The organism is Kitasatospora sp. NPDC054795, from assembly GCF_053611565.1.
This window is the reverse complement of sequence record NZ_JBSHAP010000013.1, coordinates 88,560-105,504: the sequence shown is the minus strand read 5'-3', so window position 1 is coordinate 105,504 and position 16,945 is coordinate 88,560. Positions and strand designations below refer to the sequence as shown.

Here is a 16,945-nt window from a genome sequence, read left to right as displayed (position 1 = left end):
GGTCCCGACCAGCCGGCGCCGACCCCGGTGGCCGGCCCCGGCGCCCGGTCCGATCTGCGCGGCCGTCCCGGCCGGCCGTTCCCCGGCGGGCCCGCCGACGCCCCGGGCGCCCCGGGCGGTCCCGGCGGTCCGGGCACGCCCGCCGAGGGCAGCCTGCTGGACATGCTCAAGGTCGCCATCGCGATCCTGGACACCGCGGGCCGGGTGGTGCTCTGGAGCCCGGCCGCCGAGGAACTGCTCGGCTGGCCGAACGAGCTGCTGGTCGGCCGCCGGATCGACGAGCTGATCCCCGACCGGGAGCAGGTCGTCCGGATCCGGCGCGCGATCCAGGACACCCTGCGGCACGGCCGCTGGGCCGGCCCCGCCGAGCTGCGCGACCGGGACGGCTCCCCGGTCGCCGTGGACGCCCGGATCTCCCTCCTGGTGGACGGCGACGGCACCCCGTTCCTCCAGGTCAACATGGCCGAGGCGGCCGCCGTCCAGGCCGTCGAGCGGGACCTCGCGGTGCGCGACGCGCTGTTCGAGCAGTCCCCGCTGGGCATCGCCATCATGGACACCGACCTGCGCTACACCGCCGTCAACCAGACCCTCGCCGAGATGAACGGCGTCGCCCTGGACGACCACGTCGGCCGCACCACCGGCGAGACCCTGCCGGAGCGGGCCGCCGACGAGATCACCGCCATCCAGCGCCAGGTGCTGGCCACCGGCGAGCCGGTCATCGACGTCACCCTGGCCTCCCCGGTCACCGCCCGGGCCGGCTACCGGTCGATCTCCTACAGCCGGATGACCGACCGTTCCGGCCGGGTGCTCGGGATCTCCGGCACCGTGATGGACGTGACCGAGCGCTACCGGGCGGTCGCCAAGGTCGAGCACGCCCGGCGCCGGCTCTCGCTGCTCAACGAGTTCGGCTCCCGGGTCGGCGACCTCCTGGACGCCTCCCGGATCGCCCAGGAGCTGGCCGGCTCGGTCGTCCCCCGGCTGGCCGACCACTCCGCGGTGATCCTGCTCCAGGCCGTCGCGCACGGCGACGACCTGCCCCGGCACGGCCACGACCGGCGCACCTCGCTGCTCCAGCTCGGCACCGCCTCCGTCCAGGACGGCCCCGAGGTGGACGTGATGCTGCGCCGCGGCGCCCGGATCACCTTCGCCGAGGACTCCGTCTGCGGCCGGGTGCTGCGCACCGGCGTGCCCGAGCCGCTGTCCGGCGCCGACCAGCTGGACGAGGTGACCTACCCCGGCGACCCGAAGATGCAGGCCGCGCGGGACCTCGGCGTGCACTCGATGCTGGTCGTGCCGCTGCGCGCCCGGGGCATCGTGATCGGCCTGCTGCTGGTCAGCCGGTCCGGCTACCGCGAGGGCTTCGACCGGGACGACCTGGCCTTCACCGTCGAGCTGGCCGACCGGGCCGGCAGCTCGCTGGACAACGCCCGCCTCTACGCCCGCGAACGCACCGCCGCGCTCACCCTCCAGCGGACCCTGCTCCCGCAGCAGGTCCCGCAGCCCACCGGCGTCGAGGTCGCCTACCGGTACGTGCCCGGCAGCAGCGGCACCGAGGTCGGCGGCGACTGGTTCGACGTCATTCCGCTGCCCGGCGACCGCACCGCGCTGGTCGTCGGCGACGTGATGGGCCACGGCCTGCGGGCCGCCGCCACCATGGGACGGCTGCGCACCGCCGTCCGGGTGCTGGCCGCCCTCGACCTGCCGCCGGACGTCCTGCTGCGGCACGTCCACGAGCTTGCCGACGACCTCGCCCAGGGCCCGGACGAGGCGCTGCTGGCCACCTGCGTCTACGCGGTCTTCGACCCGACGACGGCCCGGCTCACCGTGGCCAAGGCCGGGCACATCCCGCCGGTGCTGGTGGTGCCCGGCGAGGCCGCCCCGGAGCCGACCCGCAACGGCGGCCCGCTGCGCGGCGGCGCCGGCCGCATCCTCGACCTGCCCTCCGGCGCCCCGCTCGGAGTGGGCGGAGTTCCGTTCGAATCGGTCGAACTGAAGATCCCCGAGGGCAGCCTGCTGGCGCTGTGCACCGACGGCCTGGTCGAGTCCCGGGACAAGGACCTGGACGTCGGCCTCGGCCGGCTGATCACGGTGCTCCAGGAGCCGCACGCCTCCATCCAGGCCGCCTGCGAGGCGGTGCTGGACACCATGGAGCAGGGCCGGGAGCCGGACGACGTCGCGCTGCTGCTGGCCCGGCTCGGCCACGGCCAGGCCGGCACCCCGACGGCGGGCTGGACCCTGCCCGCCGAGCCCACCGCCGTCTCCCGGGCGCGCCGGCTGGTCCGCGCCACGCTCGCCGAGTGGGGCGTCGAGGAGCTCACCGACATCGCCGAGCTGCTGGTCAGCGAGCTGGTGACGAACGCCGTCCGGTACGCCAGCGCCCCCATCGGGGTGCGGCTGACGCTCGGCGAGACGCTGCTGGTCGAGATCTCCGATCCGCTGCCCGACCCGCCCCAGGAGCGGCACGCCGCCGAGGCCGACGAGGGCGGGCGCGGTCTGGAGCTGGTCCACCGGCTGGCCCTGCACTGGGGCGCCCGGGCCGAGGGGATCGGCAAGGTGGTCTGGTTCGAGCAGGCGCTGCCGGGTAATGAGCCGGACGGATCGTGAGCGGAGCGAACAGCGAGGAGGGGGTGTCGCCAGTGCCATCGGGCGCTCAGGGGGAGCGCGCGCTCCGGAAGGGGGCGCGGGCGTGGCATTGTGGTTGCGCGGGCGGTAGGACAAAAACCTTCGCCCGATCTGATGTTGTGATGTTGAGGGCGTGTGAACGTACCCCTCGATGATGAATACTCGGTCTTCTCGACATCCGGACGGTCGCGGGTTGGAGGGGTCGGTCCGTTGAACAGCACTCCGGCGCGGAGCGTGTCGCCGAGGAGCAGCGGTCATGCCGCTGTACCCGGGCAGGCCGGCTCCTCGCACCTGCCCGTACCGGACGGCGCGCCCGCCGGCCGCGGCCACCACCCCGTCGCCGAGGACCGGCCCTGGGGCGCGGGCGACCCCGGCTCGATCTACGACTACATCCGGGTCGCCACCTTCGCGATCGGCCCCGACGGGCGGATCAGCCAGTGGAGCGAGCGCGCCGCCGAGTTCTTCGGGGTCCCGGCCGCCGAGGCCGTCGGCGCCGACCCGATCTCCACCTTCGTCCCCCGCGAGCTCTGGCAGCGCGGCCGGGCCCGGCTGGAGCGCACCCTGGCGGGCGAGGAATGGGTCGGCACCACCCCGTACCGGGACGCCGACGGCGGCGAGGGCCTCGCCGAGCTCTACCTGATGCCCGACAGCTCCCTGCCCACGGCGGGTGCCACCTGCCTGGCCGTCGACCTCGGACGGCTGCGCCGGATCGAGACCGACCTGGCCGCCTCCGAGGCCGTCTTCGGACAGACCCCCACCGGCTTCGTGCTGTTCGACGACCGGCTGCGGCTGCAGCGGGTCAACGACGCCTTCGCCTCCGGCATGGGCCTGGTCCCCACCGACCTGGAGGGCCTCACCCCGCACGACCTCTTCCCGTCGTCCGAGGCCGACCGGCTCTCCGCCGCCCTGCGCAAGGTCCTGGCCACCGGCGAGCCCGTCTTCGACCTGCGCTTCCACGGCGCCGTCCCGACCCGCGAGGGCAACCGGCTCTGGGCCGTCTCGCTGTACCGCCTGAACGGTTCCGCCGGGCAGACCATGGGCGTCGCCGGGCAGGTCTCCGACGTCACCAGCCGGCACGTCGCCGAGCGCGAGGCCGACGGCGTGCGCCGCAACCTGGCCCTGCTCAACGAGGCCAGCGCGCACATCGGCTCCACGCTCGACCTGGAGACCACCGCCAAGGAACTGCTGGACGTCGTCGTCCCGCCGTTCTGCGACCTCGCCACCGTCGACCTCTACACCGCGCTGCTCTCCGGCGAGACCGTGCCCAGCGCCGGCCGGCTCGGCGACACCGTGCTCACCGACGGCAGCGGCGAACTGCGCCGGGTCGCCGTCTCCAGCGTGGTCGGCGGCGCCTCCTCGGTGCTCGGCTCGGTGACCGGCCTGCCGATCGCCGAGGCCGGCGGCACCCTCTGTTACCCCCGCCGCTCCCCGCACGCCCGGGCGCTGCGCACCGGCCGCAGCGTCGTCCCCGAGCCCGGGCGCGACCCGCTGCTGCGCTCCACCCTGATCGTCCCGCTGGTCGCCCGCGACCAGGTGCTCGGCCTCGTCCAGCTCTCCCGGGCGATCGGCAGCGAGCCCTTCGACGCCCGCGACGTCGCGATCGCCGAGGAACTCGTCGCCCGCGCCGCCGTCTGCATCGACAACGCCCGGCTCTACCGGCGCGAGCACGAGCGGGCGCTGATCCTCCAGCGCAGCCTGCTGCCCCCGGGCAACCCGGCCGCCAGCGGCCTGGAGATCGCCTGCCGCTACCTGCCCAGCAACAACAACACCGAGGTCGGCGGCGACTGGTTCGACGTCATCCCGCTGCCCGGCAACCGCACCGCGCTGGTCATCGGCGACGTGATGGGCCGCGGCCTGCGCGCCGCCGTCGCCATGGGCCAACTGCGCACCGCCGTCCGCACCCTGGCCATGCTCGACCTGGAGCCGGGCGAGGTGCTCACCGCCCTGGACGAGATCGCCCGCGGCCTCGGCGACGACTCGGTGCCGGTCGGCCCGCCCACCCCGTACGGCCGGCTCACCTCGACCGCCGACGAGGAGGCCCGCGAGGTCTACCTGGCGACCTGCGTCTACGCGGTCTTCGACGCCGTCAGCCGGCGCTGCTGGATCGCCAACGCCGGCCACCTGCCGCCCGTCCTGCTCAGCCCCGGCGAGGGCGCCCGGATGCTCGACGTACCGCCCGGCCTGCCGCTCGGCGTCGGCGGCGAGCCCTTCGAGGAGGTCGAGATCGACCTCCCGGACGGCGCCGTCTTCGGCCTTTACACCGACGGCCTGGTGGAGAGCCGCAAGCACCAGCTGGACGAGGGCCTGCGGGCCTTCCGCTCCGCGCTCTCCGACGAGGGCAAGGGGCTGGAGGACCTCTGCGACCACGTGCTCGGGGAGCTCAATCCGCACCACGGCGAGGACGACATCGCCCTCCTGATGGCCAAGGTGCACGCCTTCCCCGACGACGCCGTCGGCAACTGGTACCTGCCGCCCGAGCCCACCTCGGTGGCCAAGGCCCGGGAGCTGGCGTGCAGCTGGCTGCTCGCCCGGGGGCTGGATGAGCTGGTCGACACCACCGAGCTGCTGGTCAGCGAGCTGGTCACCAACGCGCTCAAGCACGGGCGGGGCGAGATCCGGCTGCGGCTGCTGCGCGAGCGCAGCCTGGTCTGCGAGGTCTGGGACGACGGCTACGCGCAGCCCCGGCAGCGGCGCGCCCAGGAGACCGACGAGGGCGGGCGCGGCCTGCAGCTGGTCAGCCTGCTGGCCGAGCGCTGGGGCAGCCGGCGCACGCCCAAGGGCAAGATCGTCTGGTTCGAGCTGGCCCTGTAGCCGCCGCAACGGTGGGCCGGACGGGTGCAGTCGCCCGGCGGCCCGCCGTGTCGGCACGGGCCGGGCGGCCGCGGCGGCGTTCGATGGCCGCCATGCGTGTCCGCCAGCTCACCGCCGCAGCCGCCGCGCTGCTGCTCTCCGCCGGTCTCGGCGGCTGTTCCGACGACCCGGGCCCCCGTGCCCCCGCCCCCGTGCCCGTGCCCGCCCCGGCCGATCCCACCGCCACCACCGGGGACGTCGGGCCCGCCGACCGCACTGCCGTCCTGGACGGCGGCACGCTGCGCTGGGCGGTGGACGGCGTCCCGGCCACGCTGAACGTCTACCAGGGCGCGGCGACCGCCGACTCGGCGCTGCTCGCCCACGCGCTGTACCCCTCGCTGTTCCGGCCCGACGAGCACGGCCAGCTCGTCCCCGACCCCGACTACCTGGCGGGCTTCGACTCCACCCCACCCGGGCAGCAGCCGCAGGTGGTGACCTACCGGCTCAACCCGCGCGCCGTCTGGAGCGACGGCACCCCGGTCTCGGCCGCCGACCTCGACGCCCAGCGGATCGCGCTGTCCGGTCCGGACCCGGCCAGCCGGAGCGGGAAGGCGGCCGGGTACGACACCATCGAGTCGGTCGCCCAGGGCGCCGACCCGTCCGAGGTGCGGGTGACGTTCCGGCGGCCGTACGCGGAGTGGCGCGCACTGTTCGGCCCGCTCTACCCGGCCGCCGAGACGGCCGGCCCGGCCGCCTCCACCCGGCCGCCGGCCGAGGGAGGCCGGCCGAGCGCCGGCCCGTACACCCTCTCCCGGTACGACGCCGAGGGCGGGACGGTCACCGTGGTGCGCAGCCCGCTCTGGTGGGGCGATCCGCCGAAGGCCGACCGGATCGACTTCCTCGCCGTGCGGCCCGAGCAGCGGCTGGACGCGCTGGACCAGGACCGGCTGGACATCGCCCCGCTCACCGCGGCGGTGGACCGGGCGGCGCCGGCCGCCCCTCCCGAGCCCTCCGCCTCCGCCTCCGCCTCCGCCTCCGCCTCCGCCTCCGCCTCTGCCGCGCCGCCGCCCGCGGCCGCGCCCGAGGCCGCGGCACTGGCGCTGCGGCGGGCCGAATCGCTGCCGGGCGTCACCGTGCACCGGGCCGCCGCGGCCTCGCTCACCCAGCTCACCCTCAACGCGGCGCGCGGCCCGCTGACCGACCCGCTGGTGCGGCGGGCCCTCACCCGGGCCGTCGACCGGCGGCGGATCGCCGACGCCGCGCTCACCCCGCTCGGCCTGCCCGCCGCCCCGCTGGGCAGCCACCTGTTCGCGGGCGACCAGCAGGGCTACCGGGACAACAGCGACGCGGCCGGTCCGGCGGACCCGGGCCTGCTGCTGGACGAGGCGGGCTGGATGCGGCCCGCCGGCGGGGGCACCCGGGCCAAGGACGGCAAGCCGCTCGCCCTCTCGCTGCTCGTCCCGGCCGGTTCGGCGACCGCCGAGCGCACCGCCGACGCGCTCGTCGCAGAGCTCGGGGAGTCCGGGATCGCGGTGCAGCGGGTGCCCGCGCCCGCCGAGTCCTTCGTCGGGGAGCACCTGGCGGCCGGGGACTACGACCTCGCGCTCCTCTCCTGGCCGGCCGGCCCCAGCCCGGCGGTCGAACAGCGTTCCGTCTATGCCAAGCCCCGGCCGGACCTGGACGGCGTGCCCCAGCCGGGCGGCAACTTCGGCCGCAGCGGCACGGAGGAGATCGACCGGCTGTTCGACCGGGCGGCCGCCGAACCGGACCCGGCGGCCCGGCTGGGCCTGCTCCAGGAGGCGGACGTGCGGATCTGGCAGCTCGGCCACTCGGTGCCGCTCTACCAGCGGCCGGAGCTGGTCGGGGTCCGGACCGAGGTGGCCGGCGCGGGCGCGTACGGCTACGGGTGGCCGCGCTTCCAGGACGTGGGCCTGCTCGGCTAGAGCTCCCGGGCGAAGCGGCGCACGGCGTCAGTGACGGCCTCCGGAGCGTCGAGGTTCGCGAGGTGCCGGAGGCCGGCACTGAACCGGGTGCCGCGCACCAGGACGATCGGGACACTCACCGGGCCGCCTCCACCGGCTCCAGCATGCGTTCGACATCGGCGATCCGGGCCAGTTCGGGGCACTCCCGGCGGGCCCGGGCGAGCGCCTCGCGGGCCTCCTCCGGACGCCCGGCCGCGATGAGGGCGGCGGCGAGGGAGCAGCAGGCCAGGGACCGGTGGAAGCGGGAGCCGACCGTGTGCGACAGACGGCGGGCCATGCGGACGGCGGCCTGCGGATCGTTCTGGAACCGGGCGAGCTCGACCGCCGGGAGGAAGTCGCGGGCGAGCGTCCGGTCGTGGACGCCCAGTCGGACGAGATACGGCTCCAGCAGTGCTCCGGCCCGCGCGGGGGAGTGCTCCCCGGCGTCGACGCGGCCCACGAAGGTCATGGCGGCGATGAAGGCCACGGCCGAGTCGGCGGGGGTGTGGCCCCGTTCGAAGGCCTCGTCGGCGAGCCGGTCGGCCTCCTCGTAGTGGCCCTCGGCCAGCGCGATCCCGGCAGCGGTGAGGACCATGGGTGTGCCCTTGTCCAGCTCGCGGCGCGCCTCGGAGATCCGGCCCCGGACCAGGAACCGCTCGGCCTCGACGGCGCTCGGCGACTCGGCGTCGATCGTCACGGATCCTGGCCGGAAGGGCATGACGAACACGGCCCAGAGGGAGTTGACCGGGCTCGTCGCGGAGGTCACCGCGGTCATGGCGAGGGAGAACAGCAGCCCGAGGCCGATGCCCCGGGGCAGTTCCGTGGCGGAGGCCGCCAGCCAGGCCCCGAGCCCCGCGTGGACTCCGAACCGTGCGACCGAGACGAGCCACAGCCGCAGCCGGGGTGCGCGGACCGGCAGCAGGCCCCAGGGGAACAGGAATCCGCTCGTCGGCCGCAGCCCCAGTTCGACGGGCACCCCGGCGACCGAGCCGCTCCACAGGGTCCGGCCCCTGCCGTACGAGGCGCTGTACAGCCGCCCTCCGCAGAGCCGGTGGGTGAGCAGGAACCAGAGGTCGGACAGCGGCTCCTGGCCCACCAGGAAGCCGATCACGCAGCCGAGAGCGGTTGGGTCCGGCAGGTCGTGGAGGACCGCCAGGTACAGGAGCACGGCGCCGACGGCGCGGAACAGCCAGGGCAGCGAGGCCCGGAGGTGTTGGATCACGACCGGAAGAGTGTCGGAGGCGGGCCGCGGAGTGAAGGGTGTGTGGCCCACCTGTGATCTTGATCCCGTGCGACCTGCCCGTTTCTGCTCACCTGGGCGCTTCCCCGTACGATAGGAGGAAGCCGAGGCATGTCGATATGCCCGGCGGGTGGACCGGTAGTAGCAGGCGGAACGGGTGGCAGCGACCGAAGGGGTCGCAAGTGCGCGTCTCGCGGCCGGGCGCCGTAACCCACGATTCCGGGAGAATCCGCTAGGCATGCCCACGCGCAACGACATCCGTAACGTCGCCATCGTCGCCCACGTCGACCACGGCAAGACCACGCTGGTCGACGCCATGCTCAAGCAGGCCGGCGCCTTCGCCGCACACCAGCACCTCGATGACCGGATGATGGACTCGAACGACCTGGAGCGCGAGAAGGGCATCACCATTCTCGCGAAGAACACCGCGGTCAAGTACCACCCCAAGGATGGTGGCGCGCCGATCACCATCAACATCATCGACACCCCGGGCCACGCCGACTTCGGTGGCGAGGTCGAGCGCGGTCTGTCGATGGTGGACGCGGTCGTCCTGCTGGTCGACGCCTCCGAAGGCCCGCTGCCGCAGACCCGCTTCGTGCTCCGCAAGGCGCTCACGGCCCGCCTGCCCGTCATCCTCTGCATCAACAAGACCGACCGCCCGGACTCCCGGATCGACGAGGTCATCAACGAGACCTACGACCTGTTCCTGGACCTGGACGCGGACGAGGACCAGATCGAGTTCCCGATCGTCTACGCCTGCGCCCGTGACGGCGTCGCCTCGCTGACCAAGCCGGAGAACGGCACCGTCCCGGCCGACAGCACCAGCCTGGAGCCGTTCTTCTCCACCCTGCTGGAGCACGTCCCGGCCCCCAGCTACGACGAGGCCGCGCCGCTCCAGGCCCACGTCACCAACCTGGACGCCGACAACTTCCTCGGCCGCATCGCGCTGCTCCGCGTCGAGCAGGGCGAGCTGCGCAAGGGCCAGACCGTGGCCTGGATCAAGCGCGACGGCTCGATCCAGAACGTCCGCATCTCCGAGCTGCTGATGACCGAGGCGCTCACCCGCAAGCCGGCCGAGGTGGCGGGCCCCGGTGACATCTGCGCCGTCGCCGGCATCGGCGAGATCATGATCGGCGAGACCCTGGCCGACCCGGAGAACCCGATCGCGCTGCCGCTGATCACGGTGGACGAGCCGGCCATCTCGATGACCATCGGCACCAACACCTCCCCGCTGGTCGGCCGTGGTGGCAGCGGCAAGGGCGCGGACGCCAAGGCCGCCGGCAAGGTGGACCGCAAGGTCACCGCCCGCCAGGTGAAGGACCGCCTGGACCGCGAGCTGATCGGTAACGTCTCGCTGCGCGTCCTGGACACCGAGCGTCCGGACGCCTGGGAGGTGCAGGGCCGCGGTGAGCTGGCGCTGGCCATCCTGATCGAGACCATGCGTCGCGAGGGCTTCGAGCTGACCGTCGGCAAGCCGCAGGTGGTCACCAAGGAGGTCAACGGCAAGACCCACGAGCCGGTCGAGCGCCTCACGGTGGACGTGCCCGAGGAGCACATGGGCGCGGTCACGCAGCTCATGGGCATCCGCAAGGGCCGGATGGACAACATGTCCAACCATGGCTCGGGCTGGGTCCGGATGGAGTTCGTCGTGCCGTCCCGCGGCCTGATCGGCTTCCGTACCGAGTTCCTCACCAACACCCGCGGCACCGGCATCGCCCACTCGATCCACGAGGGTCACGAGCCGTGGTTCGGCAACCTGACCACCCGCAACAACGGCTCGCTGGTCGCCGACCGGGCCGGCGTGGTCACCGCCTTCGCGATGACCAACCTGCAGGAGCGCGGCGTGCTCTTCTGCGAGCCGGGCACCGAGGTGTACGAGGGCATGATCGTCGGTGAGAACTCGCGTGCCGACGACATGGACGTGAACATCACCAAGGAGAAGAAGCTCACCAACATGCGGTCGGCGAACGCCGACGTGGCCGAGTCGATCGTCCCGCCGCGCAAGCTCTCGCTGGAGCAGTCGCTGGAGTTCTGCCGCGAGGACGAGTGCATCGAGGTGACCCCGGAGACGGTTCGCATCCGTAAGGTCGTCCTTGACCAGAAGGACCGCGGACGCACTGCCTCGCGCGCCAAGAAGGCGTGATCCGGACGCACTGAACGGCCATTGGCCGGAATGATTCGCCCCCCTTTCCCATGGAGAGGGGGGCGAACTTTTTCAACTACTCCAAGTTGTCGGGGCCGCTATTCACGGAATAGCGCTCATCACAGCCGAGTGTCCGCTGAGCGGACGTGACAGTTCGTCATCCGTGACGACTGTCCGTTTGGTGCCTGTCTGGCTATGTCTCAAATGTCCGGTTTTCGAAACTTACCGACTGTTCATGTGACCTAATTGAGATCGTCACTGGTCACTTTCGTGTCCGTGCGTGACGGATAGTGGGTGCAGTCAGGCTCGGGTCAAGGGTGAACGCGCAGGGGTGCGCGCCGAAACCACGAGCGCGGACGGCACAGCGGGCCCGGTGATCACCGTTCCGCAGTGCCCTCCTCGTTGCAACGTCGAATTCAGGAGGCACACCGATGCGCGGTGCGAGCCAGGCCAAGTGGGTTGTCGCAGCTGTTGCTGTCGCCCTCGCTGCGACTGCGTGCAGCAGCAGCGACTCCTCCGGGGGTAGCTCCGACAGCGCTGCGGTCGACCCCGGGGCCAGCTTCAGCTACCAGAGCGCGGAGCCGCAGCGCCCGCTCCAGCCGGCGAACGCCATGGAGAACCAGGGCGGCCGTATCGTCAAGCAGCTCTTCAAGGGCCTCGTCGACTACGACCCCGCGACCGGTGCCCTGCGCAACCAGGTGGCCGACAAGATCGAGACCACCGACGCCAAGAACTACACCGTCACGCTGAAGTCCGGCTGGACCTTCCACGACGGCACCCCGGTCACCGCCAAGTCCTTCGTCGGTTCCTGGAACTGGTCGGCCAACCCGAAGAACAACCAGATCAACTCGGACTGGTTCTCGGACATCGTCGGCTACGACGCCGTGCACCCGGAGAAGGGTGACCCGACCGCCACCGAGATGTCCGGTCTGAAGGTCGTCGACGACACCCACTTCACGATCGAACTGACCAGCCCCGTCTCGTACTTCACGTACAAGCTCGGCTACTCGGCCTTCTTCCCGCTGCCCGAGGGCTTCTTCGCCGACCCGGCCGGCTACGGCCAGAAGCCGGTCGGCAACGGCCCCTACAAGTTCGTCTCGTGGGAGCACAACAAGGCCATCACGCTGGCCGCGTACGACAAGTACACGGGCATCGACAAGCCGAAGAACGGCGGTGTCGTCTTCCGCAACTACACCGCCGGTGAGGCCGCGTACAAGGACCTGATGTCCGACACGCTGGACGTGCTGGACCAGGTCGACCCGACCGACCTGCCGAAGTACAAGGACGACCTGGGCAAGCGCGCGGTCGACCAGCCGCAGGGCGCCATCCAGAACATCGGCTTCGCGCTGTACCAGGGCGGCTGGAGCGAGCAGGGCAAGGAGAAGGTCCGTCAGGGCCTCTCGATGGCGATCGACCGCGAGACGATCACCAAGACCGTGCTGAACGGCAACCGCCTTCCCGCCGACTCGTTCGTGGCGCCCGGCGTCATGGGCTACAAGGCCGGCACCTGCGGCGACGCCTGCAAGTACAACCCGGAGAAGGCCAAGCAGCTGATCACCGAGGGCGGCGGCGTCCCCGGCGGCAAGGTCCTCATCCAGTACAACTCCGACGGTGGCCACAAGGAGTGGGTGGACGCGGTCTGCAACTCGATCCGCCAGGCGACCGGCGTCGAGTGCCTCGGTGACCCGAAGCCGGACTTCAAGACCTCGCGCGACATCATCACCAACAAGCAGGTCCAGAGCATGATGCGGACCGGCTGGGTGCAGGACTACCCGCTGAACGCGAACTTCCTGCGTGACGTCTACGGCACCGGTGCCGCGGCCAACGACGGTGGCTACTCGAGCCCCGAGTTCGACAAGCTGTCGAAGGAGGCGGACGCCGCCACCACGGTCGAGAAGACCGCCGAGCTCTACCAGCAGGCCGAGGCCGTTCTGGCCAAGGACATGCCGGCCATCCCGCTCTGGTACTACAAGACCAGCTCCGGCTACTCCAAGAACGTCCAGAACGTGAAGTTCAACTCCTTCGGCGACCCGGTCTACACCGACGTCGAGGTCAAGAAGAAGAAGTAATCGGTCGGCACCGCCTGACCCGGTGACAACGGCCGGTGCCCGTCCATCCCCACAAGGGCGAGGACTGGCACCGGCCGTTGGCACGCCGACTTTTCTCTTGCCGAGTTGACGGGCTCGGCAGGGCCATACATGGAGGCACGATGGGGCGCTTTGTCGCAAGGCGACTGCTCCAGATGATCCCGGTGTTCCTCGGAACGACCGCACTCATCTTTTTCATGGTGCACTTGCTGCCTGGTGACCCGGTGGCAGCACTGTGGGGCGACAAGGCACCGGACCCGGTGCAGCTCGCCGCTCTCAAGCACCAGCAGGGCTTCGACAAGCCGCTGATCCAGCAGTACTTCGACTACATGGGCAAGCTGCTCACCGGTGACTTCGGCACCGGTCTGGACCAGCGCCCGGTCATCGACAAGATCACCGAGGCACTGCCGGTCACGACCCGGCTGGCGCTGTTCGCGTTCGCCATCGAGATCGTGCTCGGCATCGGCATCGGCCTGTACGCCGGTCTGCGCCGCGGCAAGATGTTCGACAAGGGCGCCCTGGTCCTCACCCTGCTGCTGATCTCGATCCCGGTCCCGGTGCTGGGCTTCATCTTCCAGACGGTCTTCGGGCAGAACCTGAAGTGGGTCACCCCGACCGTCCAGGACAGCAACGACATCACCCAGCTGGTGCTGCCGGCCGTGGTGCTCGGCTCGCTCTCGCTGGCCTACGTCGCGCGCCTCACCCGTACTTCCATAGCCGAGAACATCAAGGCCGACTACGTGCGCACCGCGGTGGCCAAGGGCCTGCCGCGGCGCAAGGTGATCGGCACCCACCTGCTCCGCAACTCGATGATCCCGGTGGTCACCTTCCTCGGCACCGACCTCGGCGCCCTGATGGGCGGCGCGATCGTGACCGAAGGCATCTTCAACGTCCAGGGCGTGGGTCACGCGCTCTACCAAGCGATCAACATGAAGGAGGGCGCGACCGTCTCCGGCTTCGTGGCCTTCCTCGTGATCGTCTACCTGGCCGCCGGCCTGATCGTCGACCTGCTTTACGCGGTCCTGGACCCGAGGATCCGTTATGCCTGACCTGACCGAGAAGAAGACCGCCGGGGACATCCCGGCCCAGCGCGCGGCGGACGCCCCGGCGCCGAAGCAGGAGAAGGCCCGCAGCCTCGGCTCGGACGCCTGGCACGACCTGCGCCGCAAGCCGATCTTCGTGATCTCCGCGCTGCTGATCCTGCTGCTGATCGTCATCGCCATCGCCCCCGGGCTGTTCACCTCGGTGGACCCGCGGGCCGGCGACCTGCGCAACCACTACCTGTCGAAGCCGAACTACAGCCACTTCTTCCAGGCGGACTGGTTCGGCTACGACCTCCAGGGCCGCAGCATCTACGCCCGCGTCGTCTACGGCGCCCGCGCCTCGGTCGTGGTCGGCATCTGCGTCACCCTGGGCGTGACCATCCTCGGCGGCCTCGCCGGCATGGTGGCCGGCTACTTCGGCGGCTGGGTCGACACGATCATCTCCCGCATCACCGACATCTTCTTCGGCATCCCGCTGCTGCTCGGCTCGCTGGTGGTCCTGAACGCCTTCACCGACCGCACCGTCTGGAGCGTGGTCTTCGCGCTGGTCGCCCTGGGCTGGACCCAGATGACCCGTGTCATGCGCGGCTCGGTGATCACGGTCAAGCAGGCCGACTTCGTGACGGCGGCCAAGGCACTCGGCGCCGGCACCGGCCGGATCATGTTCAAGCACATCCTGCCGAACGCGATCGCCCCGGTGATCGTCGTCGCCACCATCGCGCTCGGCGGCTACATCGCCACCGAGGCGACGCTGAGCTTCCTCGGCATCGGTCTCCAGGACCCGACCATCTCCTGGGGTATCGACATCAACTCGGCCCAGAAGGTGATCCGCACGGCGCCGTTCGCCCTGTTCTTCCCCGCCGGAATGCTGAGCCTTACCGTGCTGGCGTTCATCATGCTCGGCGACGCGGTGCGCGACGCCCTCGACCCGAAGCTCCGCTGAGAGAAGAGGTGACGACCCGATGACCACCGTGATCGAGAACAACCAGAAGAATGACCGGCTCGAAGTCGGCACTCCTCTCCTGGAGGTGAAGGACCTCCACGTGGAGTTCCACACCCGGGACGGCGTGGCCAAGGCAGTGAACGGCGTCAACTACTCCGTCGCGGCCGGCGAGACCCTCGCCGTGCTCGGCGAGTCCGGCTCCGGCAAGTCCGTGACGGCGCAGACCATCATGGGCATCCTGGACATGCCTCCGGGCAAGGTGACCCAGGGCCAGATCCTGTACCGCGGCCAGGACATGCTCACGATGAGCGGCGAGGAGCGGCGCCGGATCCGCGGCCGGAAGATCGCGATGATCTTCCAGGACGCGCTCTCGGCGCTGAACCCGGTGCTCAGCGTCGGCTACCAGCTCGGCGAGATGTTCCGCGTGCACCAGGGCGCCTCCAGGAAGGAGGCGAAGGAGAAGGCCATCGAGCTGATGGAGCGGGTGCGCATCCCGGCCGCCCGCCAGCGGGTGAACGACTACCCGCACCAGTTCTCCGGCGGCATGCGCCAGCGCATCATGATCGCGATGGCGCTCTCCCTGGAGCCGGACCTGATCATCGCGGACGAGCCCACCACCGCCCTGGACGTCACCGTCCAGGCCCAGGTGATGGACCTGCTGGCCGAGCTCCAGGCCGAGTACAACATGGGCCTGATCCTGATCACCCACGACCTCGGCGTGGTCGCCGACGTCGCGGACAAGATCGCCGTGATGTACGCGGGCCGGATCGTGGAGACCGCCCCGGTGCACGACCTGTACGCGAACCCCGCGCACCCGTACACCAAGGGCCTGCTCCGCTCCATCCCGCGCCTGGACCAGAAGGGCCAGGAGCTGTACGCGATCAAGGGCCTGCCCCCGAACCTGCTCAAGGTTCCGGCCGGCTGCGCGTTCAACCCCCGCTGCGACGTCGCCACCGACCTGTGCCGCACCGAGACCCCGGCGCTGCACCACGTGACGGACAAGGACGGCAAGGAGCTCACCGGCCGCCGCAGCGCGTGCCACCTCTGGAAGGAGACCCTCCATGGCTGAGAACATCCTGGAGGTCAAGGACCTGGTCAAGCACTACCCGCTGACCCAGGGCATCCTCATGAAGAAGCAGGTCGGCGCGGTCAAGGCGGTCGACGGCATCTCCTTCGAGCTGAAGAAGGGCGAGACGCTCGGGATCGTCGGCGAGTCCGGCTGTGGCAAGTCCACGCTGGCCAAGGTGCTGATGAACCTGGAGCGGGCCACCTCCGGCCAGGTGCTCTTCAAGGGCGAGGACATCTCCACGCTCCAGGGGGCGGCCCTCAAGGCCGTCCGCCGGAACATCCAGATGGTGTTCCAGGACCCGTACACCTCGCTCAACCCGCGCATGACGGTCGGCGACATCATCGGCGAGCCGTTCGAGATCCACCCCGAGGTGGCGCCCAAGGGCGACCGCCGCAAGGCCGTCCAGGACCTGCTGGACGTCGTGGGTCTGAACCCGGAGTACATCAACCGGTACCCGCACCAGTTCTCCGGCGGTCAGCGCCAGCGCATCGGCATCGCCCGCGGTCTCGCGCTCAAGCCCGAGATCATCATCTGCGACGAGCCGGTCTCCGCGCTGGACGTGTCCGTCCAGGCGCAGGTGATCAACCTGCTGGAGCAGCTGCAGGGCGAGTTCGGCCTCTCCTACATGTTCATCGCGCACGACCTCTCCATCGTCCGGCACATCTCCGACCGCGTCGGCGTGATGTACCTGGGCAAGATGGTCGAGATCGGCTCGGACGAGGAGATCTACGAGAACGCCACCCACCCGTACACCCAGGCGCTGCTCTCCGCGGTGCCGGTGCCGGACCCGGCGGCGCGCGAGACCCGCGACCGGATCGTGCTCAGCGGGGACATCCCCTCGCCGGCCAACCCGCCGTCCGGCTGCCGCTTCCGCACCCGCTGCTGGAAGGCGGAGGAGCGGTGCTCCGAGGAGGTCCCGCTGCTCGCGGTCCCCTCGCTGCTGAAGGGCCCGGCCGCGCACGAGTCGGCCTGCCACTTCCCCGAGGTCCGGGAGCAGGCCGCGGCCTGATTCCCCCGTTGGTCCCAGGAAGGGTCCGTGGCGTTCGC

The 16,945-nt window shown here is 71.3% G+C and carries 11 protein-coding genes; 9 read left to right on the top strand and 2 right to left on the bottom strand.

What is annotated here, in order from left to right:
* The 3 genes from ACWGJO_RS07290 to ACWGJO_RS07280 form a co-directional block, all read left to right on the top strand.
* Window positions 1-2,604 (top strand): SpoIIE family protein phosphatase (locus ACWGJO_RS07290; protein WP_452182560.1); only part of this gene is annotated, 2,604 nt, incomplete at its 5' end.
* 228 nt (window positions 2,605-2,832) lie between these two features.
* Window positions 2,833-5,433 (top strand): SpoIIE family protein phosphatase, encoded by a 2,601-nt coding sequence (locus ACWGJO_RS07285; protein ID WP_452182559.1) that lies wholly within the window; start codon window positions 2,833-2,835, stop codon window positions 5,431-5,433.
* 92 nt (window positions 5,434-5,525) lie between these two features.
* Window positions 5,526-7,355 (top strand): ABC transporter family substrate-binding protein, encoded by a 1,830-nt coding sequence (locus tag ACWGJO_RS07280; RefSeq protein WP_452182558.1) that lies wholly within the window; start codon window positions 5,526-5,528, stop codon window positions 7,353-7,355.
* Here the strand turns inward: ACWGJO_RS07280 and ACWGJO_RS07275 are convergent.
* Both ACWGJO_RS07275 and ACWGJO_RS07270 read right to left on the bottom strand, forming a co-directional pair.
* Window positions 7,352-7,474, bottom strand: a complete 123-nt coding sequence (locus ACWGJO_RS07275) for a hypothetical protein (RefSeq protein WP_452182557.1) — start codon at window positions 7,472-7,474, stop codon at window positions 7,352-7,354. The two genes, ACWGJO_RS07280 and ACWGJO_RS07275, sit on opposite strands and share 4 nt — an antisense overlap.
* Window positions 7,471-8,595, bottom strand: a complete 1,125-nt coding sequence (locus ACWGJO_RS07270; protein WP_452182556.1) for a hypothetical protein — start codon at window positions 8,593-8,595, stop codon at window positions 7,471-7,473. The genes ACWGJO_RS07275 and ACWGJO_RS07270 overlap by 4 nt, the downstream gene beginning before the upstream one ends.
* Window positions 8,596-8,851: 256 nt before the next feature.
* Here ACWGJO_RS07270 and typA point away from each other — a divergent pair, with 256 nt between their 5' ends.
* From typA to ACWGJO_RS07240, 6 genes are all read left to right on the top strand, one after another.
* Complete coding sequence (typA, locus tag ACWGJO_RS07265) at window positions 8,852-10,756, top strand: translational GTPase TypA (RefSeq protein ID WP_359899557.1); 1,905 nt, start codon at window positions 8,852-8,854, stop codon at window positions 10,754-10,756.
* 431 nt (window positions 10,757-11,187) lie between these two features.
* Complete coding sequence (locus ACWGJO_RS07260; protein WP_401043469.1) at window positions 11,188-12,825, top strand: peptide ABC transporter substrate-binding protein; 1,638 nt, start codon at window positions 11,188-11,190, stop codon at window positions 12,823-12,825.
* 140 nt (window positions 12,826-12,965) lie between these two features.
* Window positions 12,966-13,892 (top strand): ABC transporter permease, encoded by a 927-nt coding sequence (locus ACWGJO_RS07255; RefSeq protein ID WP_380551692.1) that lies wholly within the window; start codon window positions 12,966-12,968, stop codon window positions 13,890-13,892.
* The gene (locus ACWGJO_RS07250; RefSeq protein ID WP_380551695.1) at window positions 13,885-14,829 is read left to right on the top strand and encodes an ABC transporter permease; all 945 of its coding nucleotides are present in this window, start codon (window positions 13,885-13,887) and stop codon (window positions 14,827-14,829) included. The genes ACWGJO_RS07255 and ACWGJO_RS07250 overlap by 8 nt, the downstream gene beginning before the upstream one ends.
* A gap of 19 nt (window positions 14,830-14,848) precedes the next feature.
* Window positions 14,849-15,898, top strand: coding sequence for an ABC transporter ATP-binding protein (locus ACWGJO_RS07245; protein ID WP_380551698.1), 1,050 nt, complete (start codon window positions 14,849-14,851; stop codon window positions 15,896-15,898).
* Entirely contained in the window at window positions 15,891-16,907 is a 1,017-nt protein-coding gene (locus ACWGJO_RS07240; RefSeq protein WP_452182555.1) for an ABC transporter ATP-binding protein, read from the top strand. The genes ACWGJO_RS07245 and ACWGJO_RS07240 overlap by 8 nt, the downstream gene beginning before the upstream one ends.
* Window positions 16,908-16,945: the final 38 nt, after the last annotated feature.